At 35.3% G+C, this 15250-nt stretch carries 16 protein-coding genes; 9 read left to right on the forward strand and 7 right to left on the reverse strand.

Annotation, left to right across the window (positions count from 1 at the left end):
- Window positions 1-43 precede the first annotated feature (43 nt).
- The gene (locus tag ACMZ42_RS03365) at window positions 44-955 is read right to left on the reverse strand and encodes a DNA glycosylase (protein ID WP_415730565.1); all 912 of its coding nucleotides are present in this window, start codon (window positions 953-955) and stop codon (window positions 44-46) included.
- Between the two features lie 169 nt (window positions 956-1124).
- On the opposite strand from ACMZ42_RS03365, the gene ACMZ42_RS03370 reads away from it, so the two are divergent.
- The 4 genes from ACMZ42_RS03370 (at window position 1125) to ACMZ42_RS03385 (ending at window position 4085) form a co-directional block, all read left to right on the forward strand.
- On the forward strand, window positions 1125-1838 hold the full coding sequence (locus ACMZ42_RS03370) for a 2OG-Fe(II) oxygenase (protein ID WP_415730566.1): 714 nt from the start codon (window positions 1125-1127) through the stop codon (window positions 1836-1838).
- 241 nt (window positions 1839-2079) lie between these two features.
- The gene (locus ACMZ42_RS03375; RefSeq protein ID WP_415730567.1) at window positions 2080-2718 is read left to right on the forward strand and encodes a bifunctional transcriptional activator/DNA repair enzyme AdaA; all 639 of its coding nucleotides are present in this window, start codon (window positions 2080-2082) and stop codon (window positions 2716-2718) included.
- Window positions 2702-3235, forward strand: a complete 534-nt coding sequence (gene adaB, locus ACMZ42_RS03380; RefSeq protein WP_415730568.1) for a methylated-DNA--[protein]-cysteine S-methyltransferase — start codon at window positions 2702-2704, stop codon at window positions 3233-3235. The genes ACMZ42_RS03375 and adaB overlap by 17 nt, the downstream gene beginning before the upstream one ends.
- 31 nt (window positions 3236-3266) lie before the next feature.
- On the forward strand, window positions 3267-4085 hold the full coding sequence (locus ACMZ42_RS03385) for an SPL family radical SAM protein (protein WP_415730569.1): 819 nt from the start codon (window positions 3267-3269) through the stop codon (window positions 4083-4085).
- 422 nt (window positions 4086-4507) lie between these two features.
- Here ACMZ42_RS03385 and ACMZ42_RS03390 read toward each other — a convergent pair whose 3' ends face one another.
- Window positions 4508-4846, reverse strand: coding sequence for a tyrosine-type recombinase/integrase (locus ACMZ42_RS03390; protein WP_370076369.1), 339 nt, complete (start codon window positions 4844-4846; stop codon window positions 4508-4510).
- Complete coding sequence (locus ACMZ42_RS03395; protein ID WP_370076371.1) at window positions 4777-4968, reverse strand: tyrosine-type recombinase/integrase; 192 nt, start codon at window positions 4966-4968, stop codon at window positions 4777-4779. Before ACMZ42_RS03395 ends, ACMZ42_RS03390 begins: the two co-directional genes overlap by 70 nt.
- Window positions 4969-5428: 460 nt before the next feature.
- On the opposite strand from ACMZ42_RS03395, the gene ACMZ42_RS03400 reads away from it, so the two are divergent.
- Window positions 5429-5848, forward strand: a complete 420-nt coding sequence (locus tag ACMZ42_RS03400; RefSeq protein ID WP_370076373.1) for a hypothetical protein — start codon at window positions 5429-5431, stop codon at window positions 5846-5848.
- A gap of 617 nt (window positions 5849-6465) precedes the next feature.
- On the opposite strand, the gene ACMZ42_RS03405 is transcribed toward ACMZ42_RS03400, so the two are convergent.
- Window positions 6466-7506, reverse strand: coding sequence for a flavin-containing monooxygenase (locus ACMZ42_RS03405; RefSeq protein WP_415730570.1), 1041 nt, complete (start codon window positions 7504-7506; stop codon window positions 6466-6468).
- Between the two features lie 1010 nt (window positions 7507-8516).
- On the reverse strand, window positions 8517-9119 hold the full coding sequence (locus ACMZ42_RS03410; RefSeq protein ID WP_415730571.1) for a TetR/AcrR family transcriptional regulator: 603 nt from the start codon (window positions 9117-9119) through the stop codon (window positions 8517-8519).
- A gap of 64 nt (window positions 9120-9183) precedes the next feature.
- Between ACMZ42_RS03410 and ACMZ42_RS03415 the strand changes: the two genes are divergently transcribed.
- The 3 genes from ACMZ42_RS03415 to ACMZ42_RS03425 all read left to right on the forward strand — a co-directional run bounded on the left by ACMZ42_RS03415 (window position 9184) and on the right by ACMZ42_RS03425 (window position 11177).
- Window positions 9184-9537 carry a GyrI-like domain-containing protein gene (locus ACMZ42_RS03415; RefSeq protein ID WP_415730572.1) on the forward strand — a complete coding sequence of 118 codons (354 nt, stop codon included), beginning with the start codon at window positions 9184-9186 and terminating at the stop codon, window positions 9535-9537.
- 337 nt (window positions 9538-9874) lie between these two features.
- Window positions 9875-10618 carry a GNAT family N-acetyltransferase gene (locus tag ACMZ42_RS03420; protein WP_415730573.1) on the forward strand — a complete coding sequence of 248 codons (744 nt, stop codon included), beginning with the start codon at window positions 9875-9877 and terminating at the stop codon, window positions 10616-10618.
- Window positions 10619-10832: 214 nt separating this feature from the next.
- Window positions 10833-11177: a hypothetical protein gene (locus ACMZ42_RS03425; RefSeq protein ID WP_370076385.1), complete on the forward strand. Its 345-nt coding sequence runs from the start codon at window positions 10833-10835 to the stop codon at window positions 11175-11177.
- A 935-nt stretch (window positions 11178-12112) separates the two neighbouring features.
- Here ACMZ42_RS03425 and ACMZ42_RS03430 read toward each other — a convergent pair.
- Window positions 12113-12388 (reverse strand): YqhV family protein, encoded by a 276-nt coding sequence (locus tag ACMZ42_RS03430; protein ID WP_068984284.1) that lies wholly within the window; start codon window positions 12386-12388, stop codon window positions 12113-12115.
- Window positions 12389-13043: 655 nt separating this feature from the next.
- On the opposite strand from ACMZ42_RS03430, the gene ACMZ42_RS03435 reads away from it, so the two are divergent.
- On the forward strand, window positions 13044-13157 hold the full coding sequence (locus ACMZ42_RS03435) for a glutamine amidotransferase-related protein (RefSeq protein ID WP_370076388.1): 114 nt from the start codon (window positions 13044-13046) through the stop codon (window positions 13155-13157).
- A 98-nt stretch (window positions 13158-13255) separates the two neighbouring features.
- On the opposite strand, the gene ACMZ42_RS03440 is transcribed toward ACMZ42_RS03435, so the two are convergent.
- The gene (locus ACMZ42_RS03440) at window positions 13256-15250 is read right to left on the reverse strand and encodes an FAD-dependent oxidoreductase (protein ID WP_415730574.1); all 1995 of its coding nucleotides are present in this window, start codon (window positions 15248-15250) and stop codon (window positions 13256-13258) included.

Consider the following 15250-nt stretch of genomic DNA (forward strand, 5'->3'; position numbering starts at 1 on the left):
ATTCTCCTTTTATTGAGTACATTCCGCTTTAAGTTGTAACTATTCAGTAAAGGACACGCCATAAATAAAAGGTAGCGTATGATTCCCAGTTTTTCCATGGCAACGATATTTCTAAGATTTCTTCTTTTGTAGGCTTTCGGTTCATATTACGTAATATTTTTATCGAATTAATAAGACCCACATCATCGATAGGAAAAGCTGTCTGGAACCTGAGGCAGCGCATTAGAACATAATTGGCTGTCCAAGGACCGATTCCTCGTATTTTAATCAAGTTTTTTTCAGCATCTTTAAAGTTCATTGTCATTAATTTTTCCTTTGATAATTCTCCACTTGCCATTAATTTGGCGATTCCAATGATATATTCACTTTTCTTTACAGTCATTTTAATATGTGCTAGGTCGGGAGGTGTTAACTGTGCAATTCGTTCGTACGATGGGAACACCCAATACTTTTTGCCATTCCATTCGATAGAATCGCCAAATCCTTCTACAAATTGCTTCTTTAAGGAGTACGCGAAGGCTAAGTTAATTTGTTGCCCTAAAACTCCCCAACATAAAGCTTCAAATAAATCAGGAATGCCGACAACTCGCAATCCATAAAATTTTCGGGCAGGCATTTTAAGTAAGGGGTCTGCTTTGGCCATTTCATAAAACGGCGTTAAATCGTTATCAAGATCAAACCACTCATGAATATATTTTACAATCGCTTCCCGTTGCCACTTTTCAATAGGTCTAGAATCATTTAGGAATTGAACAACCATTTGTTTATTATTGATTACGCTTACCTGTACTAAAGAACGAATTTCCCCAATTGCTATAACTTTTGTAATGATATCGTTCTCTATTTCATACATGCATTCATTTTTTTCCCTTGTTAGATAGCCAAGGTTTGCATTCATGTCGAAAGTATCAGGTAATGTAATGACAATATCATCATTGATTTCATGCCATGTCATTTTTTCGTTCTCCTAACCTTATTATGATTTTCTAATGTAATTTTACTTTATCACATAATAATCTCTACTAATTTTGTTATCTTGCTATTACATTCTAAACACCTTATTTTTTTCTATTTATGAGGTTATAGTGTTAGTTATCAAGAATGCTAAATAGGAGTGGATAAAGATGGTCCAAGATATAAAAACACGTGTCGAAAACTTAAATTGGGATTCCATTCAATATGAATTAGATGAGCAAGGATTTGCAAAGCTTCCAGCGATTTTAACAAAAGAGGAATGTGAATTCTTCATAGAATCGTATTGTGAGGAAGAGTCATACAGAACGACCATCAATATGACGAGATATCGCTTTGGGAATGGAGAGTACAAATATTTTTCCTATCCATTACCTGAAATCATCCAACGTTTAAGAGAGTCCTTCTATTTAGAATTGGCCAAAACAGCAAATCGATGGTTAGGTTATTTAAAGAAAACCGAACAGTTTCCAGATCATCTTCAAGATTTTCTGAACACCTGTGAAGAATATGAACAAACTAGACCGACACCTTTAATATTAAAGTATGAAACAGGCGGGTTTAATTGTTTGCATCAAGATTTATATGGCGATATATTTTTCCCGTTTCAAGTAGTATTTGTATTAAATCAACGGGATAAAGATTTTTGTGGTGGAGAATCTCTATTAGTGGAACAAATTCCTCGTGCTCAGAGTAGGGGACATGTCATTACTTTGGAACAAGGCAGTGCGCTGGTCTTTCCTACGAACCATAGACCTGTTCTAGGGAAAAAAGGATATTATAAAAATACGGTTCGTCACGGAGTAAGCACGATTACTTCTGGAGAACGATACGGTCTTGGAATCATTTTTCACGATTCTAAATAAAGTGAAACTTTGATCAGTGGGGGGTCTCTTCATCCCCCACTGATCATTAGTTAAACCAATCGGGCTTTTACGGGCTGTTCATCTCCCACCTAAACTTCTCCGATTTCTCTATGTTTTGAGGTGGGAGTCTTACAGCCCGTTAATGCGGGATAAAAATTAAACTTCAATATCTTGCTATTTCATACCCAGAATTGTACATTCTGAATTCATAGGAAGTATATTGTAAGGAGAGGTGAGATAAATGCCGGATAGTATCAATAACGGACATAAAGAGAGACATGATTATCGAATTTCAAATGATGTAGAATTGTTAACAGATGAAAAGTGGCAAGCAATACTAAATAATGATGCAGCGTACAATAATCAATTTTTCTACGCTGTAAAGTCGACAGGGATATTTTGTAAACCATCCTGTAAATCCCGCGTTCCGAAAAAAGAAAATGTATGTATTTTTTCAAACGCAGAACAAGCCCTCCGCGCAAATTTTCGCCCTTGTAAACGTTGCAAGCCCACTAATGAAAATCTGCCTGATAGCGAGTGGGTTAATTTAATTACTGAATACATTGATAAAAATTTCACAGAAAAATTAACGCTAGAATCGTTAGCAACTATTTGTCATGGGAGTCCGTATCATATGCATCGAACATTTAAAAAGATTAAAGGTATTACGCCGGTTGAATATATACAACAAGTTAGAGTACACGCGGCTAAAAAGTATTTGATTCAGACAAATAAAGCGATTGGAGATATCGCCATATGTGTAGGTATAGCTAACGCGCCATATTTTATTACTTTATTTAAAAAGAAAACTGGACAGACACCAGCACAATTTCGTCAAATGAGTAAAATGGAGGAAAAGTACAATGGAAACAAAGAATAAACCAACCCTTTATTGGTCTTTACTAAAGTTTAAGGATTGGAATTTTTATATTGCTTCAACTTCAAAGGGGCTTGTGTTTGTAGGTTCACAGAACAAACCATTCGAGGAATTGTTCGAATGGGCTAAGAAACGCTTTCCAGGAAGTCCTCTTGTTGAAGATGATAAAAAGCTTGAACCCTATGTCGTTGAAATCACTCAGTATCTAGAAGGAGAACGGAAAGCTTTTACTGTCCCATTTGAGTACGTAGGTACGCAATTTCAGCTAGCAGTCTGGAATGCACTTTGTGAAATTCCTTATGGACAGATGAAATCCTATTCCGACATTGCAAATGATATAAATAAACCAGCAGCTGTTCGTGCTGTAGGAGCGGCTATTGGGGCTAATCCGGTATTAATTACTATACCGTGCCATCGTGTAATAGGAAAGAATGGCTCATTAACTGGCTATCGGGGAAGTTTAGAAATGAAGACACGGCTACTGGATCTAGAAAAGCGAGCTTCATCTAGCAATGGGTAATTATTGACGCACAATGAATGGAGGTTCCGTCATGAAAAGTGAAATATTCTATAAAAATCCGAAAACCATTTTGAATAAAGGGACTGGCTTTCTTTCCGGATATACTCATTCACTAAATCCTTATACAGGCTGTTCATTTGGGTGTTCCTATTGTTATGTACGTGAAATGCCTGTATCTCTTTTTCGAGAAGGAGAATGGGGAAATTGGGTCGATGTTAAAAACGGAGCTGCAAATTTATTAAAAAAGGAGCTCCATCGCGCCAAAACCAAAGGGAATGTAACTATTTTTATGTCATCAAGTACTGACCCGTATCAACCAATAGAGCATAAGGAAAAAGTGACGCGATCTTTACTAGAAGTTATGGTAGAAAATCCCCCTGACTTCCTATTTGTACAGACGAGAAGCCCACTCGTAAGTCGAGATATCGATTTGCTACAACATTTTAAAGATAAAGTTCGGGTAAGTATGACAGTAGAGACCGATAGAGAAGATATTCGCAAGCTTTTTACGCCCTATGCTCCGCCTATTCCAGCAAGGCTTAAAACACTCCAACTGCTTGCTGAATTCGGTATTCCTACACAGGTTGCCATCGCACCCGTTTTACCAAGTAGCGAGAGATTTGCAGAAATATTGCGTCCCTTAGTTAACCGAGTATGTATCGACGATTATTTTATGGGGGACGGCAGTGGTGGTAAACGCACACACAAGATGGGCTTACAAGCGTTATATAGAAATCTGGAAATGGAAGAATGGTATCATCCATCCGTCTATCAAATGGTTTATAAACGAATGCGGCAGTATTTTTCGGAAGATGAACTTTTTATTAGCAAGAAGGGTTTCGAACCCTAGCGTTATAAATAGTAATTTTGGTATGAGGGGGAATTGAAGTGATATATATAATTAGAGACAATCGATGACAAAAATCCAGACACAAGGTAATTAACGAACTATCGCGTGTGAAACTAATATAATCGAAAGACGGGCTACACCCTGCATAGGCTTTCTCGTTCGGAAAATCTGTAATAATATAGCCATTATTTAAGTAAAGATGCCGTGGGGGATCCTCATGAAACGATTAAAGTATTAATGACGCACTTTTTAAGAAACTTCAACTAGGAACCTTCAACAAGCTTAAATTATCCTTAGCTACCACAGTTAACAACTATTCATTATCAACCTAAATTATCCCACGCATTTTAACGGTTACGATAATTTTCATAAGAGCTAACTACCCGTAATTGGGTAATTAGCTCTTATTTAAAGGGAATTAATCAATATAATCGAAAAGAATCAATTGCTTTCTTTTTCTGTTCGTACTCAACATGTGAATAGACTTGCGTTGATGTAATACTTTCATGGCCGAGTAATTCTTGTAGTATTCGTAAATCAACGTATTCTTTATTTTGGTGTAATATCAATGTTGCACAAGTATGCCTTAAGTGATGTAGCGTGAAGCGAGTAGGTGGGAGGTCTACCTTTTTCGACGCATCTTTAAAGATAACATGTAAACCCCGCGGATCTAATGCTTGACGATATTTATTTAGGAAAACAGGTTCTGATATGCTCTTAAAGAAGCTTTGTAGAATACCAGAAGCGGGATGAAGGGGCAATATACATTCTTTTTCCCTTTTCCATCAATTCGAATCGTTTCATTAACCCAATCAACTTGTTCCCAGGTTAATGAAACTAGTTCAGATCGCCTCAGACCTGTTGCTGCTAACAATTTAAACATTAAGAAAAACGTGATTAGTTGCGTTCTAAATAGTTAAATAGCTGTTGTAGATCCATCAAGGTCATATAGATTGCAAGTCGAAAAGTATAGATAGTATGGGTAGTTGACGAAGCATTCTTTCACACAATAATTTCAGTTTACATAATATAAATATCTTGGTCATAACCTTCTAATTTTCGGATGGTTTCGTTCAAAAGGGGGATTATTCGAATAAAATGTGCTAATACATTAGCAAACATTGTGTTAACTTTCTGTTTTGAGATTTTAAATGAGGTATGCATGACATATAAATAAAGAAATGTAGTTATTCAGTACATTTAAAGCTATTTGAAATATAAATTTTTACAGTAAGTAGAACGAAAGAGAACATTCAGTTGACCTTATTGCAAAGCTGCTTTTCATACAGCATAGAGCCAGTAATAGTACTTATTTCTCCCATCTGGAAGGGTGATGGCCAATTATGAATAGACATTCTTTTGGAGTAGACATTAAGAAAATTATATTGCTCGTTGGATGTCTTGTAATAATGATGATACTTGGTGCTTGTACAAATGAAAAAACAAGTCAGTCAGAATTTAAAAAACAATATTTTGAAGGAAAAAGTGATAATTGGTATGTAAAAATGGTAAGCGAAATGGATAGCAACAGGCGTTATATTATTTCTTATATTGGGGAAGAGAATAAACCATTAAATTTTAAATATGAAATATATGAATCTTCACACAACCCAACATTTGGCGATGGCGAATTTAAAAACCAAGAGGAATTTGAAATTCATGTAAACTGCGGTGGACCGTGTGATGCCCTTCCTAATAGCGTACCTATTCAAATTAAATGGGAAGGAGAAGAAGAAAAAGTAGTAATTCGTAATAAAAAATAGAATGTTATCGGTAACATCGTTCGATCCTGAATTTTTTGAATTATTTAGTAAACATTACATCAAATCTCGGCAAAAACACAAGTTGGACTAATCTACCAATCTGATGGAGGAAATATCTACAAGTGTATGTACAACTGCATTATCAGTATTTAATTGACCCTAAGTTAATTCAACAAGCTCCGAACGCCGCTTACCTGTAGTTGCTAGCAACTAATCATAGCCATATTCCTAGGTGCTAAATGGCCTTCAGCTCGCTCTAAATTAGCTCATAATGATTCCTACTATCGCTAAACAAGTAGATAGCCATTCGAATGATGTTACATTTGTTAGGTCTATGATTAAAATAGCAATCATGTGAACATTTAAGATAGTAAAGCCAATGATATTTTTTTTCTTAAACTTATACTAAATTCCCTCCAAATATGTACTCCAATGCAATTGAGGTGGTTTTACTTATTCGTAAAAACCTTGACGGAAAAAGAGTATCCCAAGGAAAAGCTGTGGTCGTCTTTTCCTTGGGATTTTGTATATGTTAATGGCGCAAGAAGTGAATATTAATGAAACTAATATGGGGTGGGGAAGCCATTATCAATTACGCCAAGGCGAAATTGATAAACTTAAATCATCTTTTTCAGAACTGAATATAAAAACTCAGCATCTTTTCCTACTCCACAAATAAGTGCTGATCCTCTTTGATGTTGCCACGGTAATCCTATATAATATAACCCTTGTATTGGACTTACACCTCTTTTATGAAGAGGAAAACCTTTTGCATCTGAAACTCCCTCTATGTCTATCCATTTGTAGTCAGGAACAAATCCTGTTGACCAAATAATATTTTGCACGTTTTTTTTGCTATGATCGCTAAAAGTTATCTCTCTTCCTTGTGTTTGTATGACTCTTGGTTTAATATTAATTTTTTCTTTACGAATCAGATGCTTTAATTCAAGGCCAAAAATAGGATCACTTTGTTTTCGGAACCATGATCCGCGCCTTGTATCAGTTCCTGCATATAAGAGACCAATCTTTTCTAACCAGTAAAAAATACTTTTGCCTATAATACTAAGTGGTAAAAATTTAAATGAATGGCTAATAGCAATGGTTACTTCACGATTTTCTGCGAGTTCAGTCGCAATTTGCGTACCAGAATTTCCTCCTCCAATCACTAGAACAGGACCATCTGGAATCATCTCCGGTGATTGATACTGGGAAGAATGAATTTGAAACACCTCTTGTGAAAGACTTTGGGAAATTGACGGAATGAACGGTTTCTGAAAAGCACCAGATGCGATAATAACATGTTTGGAATGAAATATCTCCTTATCAGTAGTGACTTCAAATGTATTCTTTATTTTTTGTACTTTATGTACAGTTGTCTCCATTTTCACCGGTAACAAAAAACGGTTAGCATATGCTTCAAGATAATCCGCGATTTCATCTTTTGTAGGCAATGCGTTTTTATCTCCTTCTAATCTCATCCCTGGCAGTGAACTATACGATTTAGGTGTAAACAGGACCAAGGAATCATACCTTTTTCTCCATGAATCTCCAAGTCTTTTTTCTCCATCAAGTATTACAAAATTAGAGCCTCCTTGTTGCAAATAATACCCCATACTTAATCCAGCTTGCCCAGCACCAATCACAATAACATCTAACATTTCTTTATCCCACTTCCTATTTTAAATTAATATATGTTCATTTGTTCATATATTCATATAATAACGTCATTATAACAACTCCTTCTCACACGTCAAGTAGTTTTCATCAATTATGATCAGAGTTTTTTAAATGTTTTAACACATATTAGGGACAAGTTAATGTATAAGAATGTTGCTGTATTTAATAGGTGACAGCATAAACTGCCTACTTTTTTGAAATAATTTTGATACATATATTAGTTCTATCTAATATGAATTGGAGGAGAATTTATGACACATAATTCTATCGATTTAAAAATTAAACTAATACATGATTTTCAAATAAGGTACGACTTCAAATTTTAGAATGTATTAAAGATAGGGAAAAAACCGCTTCGCAGATAAAGGCAATCATTCAAATATTTCGCAACACATAGCTTGGGGTCGAACCGAAGGAAAATACTGTTATTATCTTGAGAAATGAGCGCATTCGAGAGTTACTTGAAATGTTTAATATCGTATTAGAAGATGTTTAATCTGATGTTGCATGTTGTGCTAAACATATAGATTAGAGGGATAGGAATGGCAGAATATTGTAATTCAAATAATCATGCTGATAAAAATAATCAAGAAATAAAGAGGTGTTGTGATAGTTCAAAATCAAGATTCCTGCAATACCCCTGTAGAAGCACCGACTACTTCACCAACCGTCGCTAAACAAATGTTTATTCCACTCGAAGATAATTTAGCAAACCGTATCAACCCAAAACATATAGAGACTGATAAATATCAAATGTATTATTGGATTTTTGGAATGGGCTGTACGGTATGCAGCAGAAGTTGTACTGCCATGACTTGAGAGAACAACCTTTACTTAGTGGTATAAGCATCTATGAAATTAAACAAACGACTTCTGTTCGTTAAGGAAAGGAATCGACTTTTTTAGAGGGACAGCCGAGATACATGTAATTAGGATCATAGTCTAGATTTTATTCCTATCAGTACAGTTTTAAAAAAACAGATCAAAATCTTTATATATATGCGTCAGTTTGTAGCATAGATAAATAATGTAGTATCTGCTGCTTACTGTAGGCAACATGTATATTATTTCTTTCTAGTTTGCTAGCCATAATACTTCCCTCAAAAATTGCAACAATAAAGGAGGCAACCGCCTTTGTATCGATATTAGGCTTTAACTCTCCGTTTTGAATACCTTCTTCGATAATCTCTTCAATCATTTCGAGATATGTATGGAAAACACGAAGTGCCTTTTCTCTTAATTGTGGATTGGTATCATCACTGTCTACGGCAGTATTCAGCAACGGACATCCCCCTTTTATTGGTGGATTATTTATTACATCTTCATATACATTAAAAAAAGCACCGATTTTTTCTGATACTGTATTAGTTTCGTGTAATGCTTCAGAAAAATGTTGTGAGACAGTATCAATAGCGTAATCAAACGCCTCAAAAGCAATCTCATCTTTACTTTTGAAATTGCGGTAAATTCCCCCTTTTTGCAGTCCTGTAGCCTCCATAATGTCATTCATTGAACAGCCAGCATACCCTTTCTGATTAAATAATTCTGCCGATTTTAGGATGATGTGCTTTCGTGTTTGTTCACCTTTTCGCATGATATCCTCCATTACTAATTAGTGAGACAAAGAATAATAGTCACCATTTTATTGAGATCCAATTTTGAACGGCAAACATTTTGCGATTTTTCATTCAATGAAGGATGGGGATTATTCTCGATATGATATAGAAGTATGTCAACCAATAATAGTAGAAGAGGAAGTAAAAGATACTAGAATAAAATTTTTTGAGGAAACAAATTATATCTATACAATACATATAGGTAATTATGACAATATTAATTATGCCTATAATGCCTTAAATGACTGGGCTCATTCAAATGGATATCTTTTAGAGGGTCCTTTTAAAGAAAAATATTATACAGATGAGTTTATTACATTAGATAGCGATAAATATGTCACTGAAGTAGGTATAGCTATAAAAATTGCTAATTTGAAGGATAGTTGTTGCTTATGATAGACGTGGTGAAGAAGTTTGTTGGCGTAACATCACGACCGTCTTGTATTGGCTGTCCATATTTTTTATCCAGAAAAGACTTGAGCTTCACATTGTGTGAAGCTTTATATTAATACTGATTCGTTCTAGGTGTCTTTTTAGAGTGAATTCCAGAAAAAATGCTTAGTTGATAAAATTCAAAGAATTGGAGTGCATGATTAAATAATTACAATTTTGATGCAAATGTTTACTAGAATTAGGTGAAGGACCTATGAAAAGAAGTTAGAAAAAAGGATTAGAAAGCAATAGAGAAAATATGGTATTTTGAATAAAATTTTAACTATAGGGGGCAATATGCATGTCTTTATTTTCACAAACGATAACTGACTATTGGAAGTCGCAATTTTTAAACGGAGACGTTATCTACAATGATGAAATCTTTACGGTCACCATTAACCCTGACCTGAGCGAAGACAGTCGGATCATGGTGCTGGAAACTACTGACGGCCGGATTTTGGCAGTCTTGTCGCCTGAGATGGCCGAAAAGTTAGACCTTACTAAAGGACAAGAACTGTCTGAGCTGATCTTCCGCCAGAAATTAAATGAAGCAGGAGTCACATTGCATGGCGCAGATTATCTTTTTTATTTTTCAGAAGGAGAAAAGAATGTCTTGCTGCAAGAAAGCCTGGGAGGTACATTGCGTCAATTAACAGAGCAAGATGGTGCGATTTTCTCAGAGTTCGAGTCTTCCGCTACTGAACAAGACTTAGATGATGCTTATGTCGAGTTGGATCACTGGGCGGTATTCGGCTCTTTTGAGCAAAATCGCCTAGTATGCGCTGCCAGCATGTATCCTTGGGAAGAAGATGTGCAAATTGCTGATCTCGGCGTACTGACTCTGACACATTTTAGAGGAAAAGGTTATGCTCGCAAAGTGGTACGTTCAATCTGCAAGTACGCCTTTGAGCAGGGGTACGAACCACAGTATAGATGCCAGCTCGATAACGAAGCCTCTACATTCCTAGCTAAAGCAGCTGGTTTGACGCTGCTTGGAAAGTGGGATGTGATTTCCCCTGACTGCACTGTCGGAGAGTCCGAGTAGGATTGAAATATAAATTATTAAAAATTGGGATGAAGATGATTCAAAAGAATTTATCCGTGAATGGGAACCTAATTATGATTAAAAATTATATTTCTCAGCTATTATTCAAGCCTTACCAAAAAGAAATAGTTGTTGATGGATAAGATCAATCTCAGTTGGATAAAATATTTGTGAACTTAAAAAGTTCAAATTTCAAGGATTGGGAGGACTATATATGTCATCTGAAATGGGAGAAATACATCGTACTGGTCAAGACATTAACGACGAAATAGTACATTTTGGTGGGCAAGCTGAGAGTATTTTTAGTTCATTGGCTGAACAAGGTCGACTTTCAATACAAAAGAAAGCAGACGAATTAGCTGCACAGTATCTTGAAAGTAATCCTAATCCAGACTATTATGATTGTGTTGAAATTGTAGCAGAGGGAGTTTTGACAGCAGGGAAAGAAATAAAGGCTAGCAGTGGTTCTTGGGGAGAATCAGTAGATACAGCACTTGGTGCTGGTGTTGAAATTCCAGCAGCAAAAATAGCTTGTAAAAGAATAACGATGTTGTCTTAACATTAATTTTTGAAAAAGCGTAGGCGTAAAAAGCTTATGCTTTTTGATATTTATTGATTTCTTTTATCCTCTCCTCAATAGTAATTTTAGTTGTCTGGACATTCTTGGCCATATACAAAAGTACAGATATTATGGGGAATTGACGTATTTAAGCCCTCCTTCACGCCAAATAATTTTAGTTTACATAATATAGATACCTAATTATCGAAAGCTTCCTATAATTTATCGTTCAAAAGGGAATTATTCGTTTAAATAATACCAATTATCGTTTAATCTAGATTCTCCTTAAGACGAATAAAATATTCACCGTAACAATTAATTGCACTTCCAATTGTTAGACAAAAATGTAACCTAAGCCAGCAGATGCAGCAAGAACGCTAGAAGAGTTAGGTATAAAGGTAAGGATCAAGGATTGTATCGCAGAAGTAAAATTTAATGGCAATCAATATTTTTTCTTATCGGAAATAATTGGAGGTGATTTTGGAACTGGGCAAGATGAAGAGTACACTGACAAAAACAAAGATAGAGGAACTTATTTACCAATATAGGTAGAGGTCGAAAAAATGTTGACGATCGATGTTAAGCCGAAAGAAGTTGCTTTAAAGATTCATTCTTTATTCAAGTAGAAAACTACTTGATGCAGTGTAATGTTACTAAACAATACGAGAAAAGAAATTATAAATCACTGAGTTAAGTTGACCCTGAATAAGGGAGGATGTGACGGTCAACCAACGCCACAACCGAATCAGTACGTGCGATACACTTTGTCCAAGTAGAGATTACTTATACATAAAAACGTAGCGTCGTCACACGCTACAGCAAACTATTGAACATTATTAGGATTTAATTAACATCCATTGTAAAACAAACTCTTTGGAGAATTTTATTTTTTTTGAACTACTTGATTTATTACTTTTTTCGGGAATACTTCGTTATTACTTAATATGTGAGCTAATAAGAATAAGTGTAATTCCTGTAAATAGGCAAATGATTCTCGCCACTGGAATTTTATCAGCTAGTCCAAATAATGCAATTGCTGTCGTTACGATTAAAACTGTTGGACCAACCAAAGCAAGCATTGTATTAATATAGAATGCTTTTTCTAAATTATTCAACTTTAGCATCAACAATCCAGCACTTACTTCAATACTTCCAGACAATACACGTAAAATAACCATAGCAAGAACCGATTTTTCAATAATTGTCATCATCCTATCTTTATAGAAAATTTCCGCTTATAATATAATCCCATCATTAGGATAATAATAGACTTCTGTTTTAATGAAATACTAAAATCAATATATGTATGATTCATATCAAATATTCTTGTTATATTATGCTATATAGTGTTTATTTAATAGGTGACTTTCTAGTTAAAAGTTCAAATAATTTATTAATTGAATCAGTTTCATAAGTCCAATTTTTGTTTTTGAAAGGAAATAGTATAGGTGCATTGTTTATGATCTTGCAAAATCTAATAGAAGACTAAAGTGAAACCGAAAAATACGCTTAGTATTAAATATTGAAGAAATTAGGAAAAGCTTTAGTCTATAGTTGTAGAAAATCAAGGAGGCATTCACCCTAAATTATGTCAAATCGAGAAACATGGAAGGCTTTTATAGTGCGCTGTGAGAGTGATCGAGATGGGTAACTGTACGTGATACTGAATCTCGATTCGTCTCATAGCGTTATTTTTAATGTACATGTCTAAAATTTCTTGGCTCAATAATTTAAAAAAACTAGAAGTTCTTGTCCATACACAAACAATAGGAAAGCCTCCACTTCTTTTGTTTTAGTTTACATAAAATAAATAGTTTATTCATAATTTTTTAACGGTTGAACTACAAATTGCAGCAATTGCTGAAGATGATCAAGAGATTATGGCCATTCAGCATACGAAATATCCCGGTATTTGGCTTGCAATTTCATCCCGAATCAATCGGTACAAAAGAGGGAGACTTAATGATTCAAATATTTTAGATTCTTATTGTAAAGAAGGAGTTTAATAATAGATGTAAAACACCCTTATCTATATTTAGATAAGAGTGTTTTACGTTTGTAAGATACCAAGGTTTAAACTATTTATTTAAATTCAAAGCATTAGTTATTTGTTCTTCAATTTGAGTAACAGTTGTTAAACCTTCCAACGTTGCTTCTTCAATCGTTCTTGGTGCGAGACAATCACCAATTTGAGCTACATAAGGAGCCATGTTCTTTATTGTCTCAAACAGTTCTGTGTTTGGTATTCTTCCAACAGCTAAAATAACATGATCAGCATTTATTAATCTTTTCTCATGTGTAAATAGATTACGCATGTAAATTCCATCTTTCGAGATTCCACCAAAATCGTGATGTGTAATCATTTCGATATTTGCCTCGTATAAGTACTTCATATATTCATTTCGTAAGTACTGATGTACATCTTCTGCAATATATAAACGCGCAGTAACAAGTGTTACTTGACAACCCTTTTCTGCTAAATAAAGGCTTGCCTCTAGCGCAGCCCAATCTCCTTTAAAATCAAATACTACTGCCTTTTCGTTCTTTTTAAAAATGTTTTTCTTAAATACATCATCAATTAATATCACTCTTTCATCCATTACTCCTTCGACATTAGGAATATAAGGTCGTGAACCAACTGCACAAATAATTGCATCCGCCTTAAAATCTTCAATTTCCTTTGGAGACAACTTTGTATTAAGCTTTAGTTGGATATTAGTGAATGCCAGCTGGCGTGAAAAATTATCGAGCATCGCTGAAGCCATTTCATTTCGTTGTGGGGCAAGTAGCATCAAATTAAGCGACCCACCAATACGATCCGATTGATCCACCACTGTTACATCATAACCCATAGTATCCGCAGTTATGGCTGCCTCAAGTCCACCAGGTCCAGCACCAATAATTAGTACTTTTCTAGAAGGGTTATTTTGCTGAAGAACGCGCTCAAAGAATACTTCGTTACCTACTTGTGGATTTTGAACACAACCAATTGGTAAATCTTTATGGTAATGCCCAATGCATGCTTGTAGACAACCAATGCAAGCATTTATCATTTGATGTTCACCATTTTTTGCCTTATTTGGCATATCAGGATCGACAATAGTAGCACGTGTCATTCCAACCATATCCGCTCGACCACTACTAATAATTTTTTCACCTTGAATCGGGTCGACAATTCGTGAACCAACGAACACAGGGACTGCTGCTTCTAGACGTATTTTAAAGCTATCAGGGGCCAAATATGCCTGTTTCATCGGAGCCGGCGGAACAATGTGAGTAGAACCTGCATAAGTACTGGAATCGCCAGCAGTAATATTAATAAAATCAACACGAACTTTATCCGTCAAATACTCTGCAATTTTGATGGAGTCTTTAATAGTTAATCCATCCATTGTCATCTCATCAGAACTCATTCGAATTCCTACAGTAAAATCTTCGCCAACTTCTTTCCATATTGCTTGTATTGTTTCTACTATAAAACGCATACGATTTTCAAAGCTTCCACCATATTCATCGTTGCGTTTATTGGTTTGTTCACTCCAAAATTGTGCAGGCAAATACCCATGGGAACAACAAACCTCAACACCGTGTAGTCCGCCATCCTTTGCATTGCGCGCTGACTTAGCAAAACCTGTGATCACCTCTTGAATTTCTGAGACTGACATTGGCCGTGGCATTGTGCCAAAACGCAGACTTGGGATAGAAGAGGGCGCTAGTGCAGCAGATCGATAATTACTGGACACAATTTCACGTCCACCGTGAAAAAGTTGTGCAAACACTTTCGTATCATATGGAGAAACTTTCTCTATCAACTTACGATAGATTTCTTTAATACTAGGATCAAAAGCAGCAATTGTATGTGTCGTTAAAAGACCAGATGAATGCACTGCACCAGCTTCTAAAATAATCAAACCAAGACCACCTCTTGCACGAGTAACATGATAAGCAATTAAATCATCTGTAGGAATACCGTCCAATACGTGATTTGTTTGATGTGCTGTTGATAAAATACGATTTTTGATTGTCGTATTTCCAATTTCAACAGGTGTAAATAAATATTTAAATACTGACAT

Origin of the sequence: Lysinibacillus sp. NPDC056185, from assembly GCF_047737915.1 — a bacterium.
Taxonomy (GTDB): Bacteria; Bacillota; Bacilli; order Bacillales_A; family Planococcaceae; genus Lysinibacillus.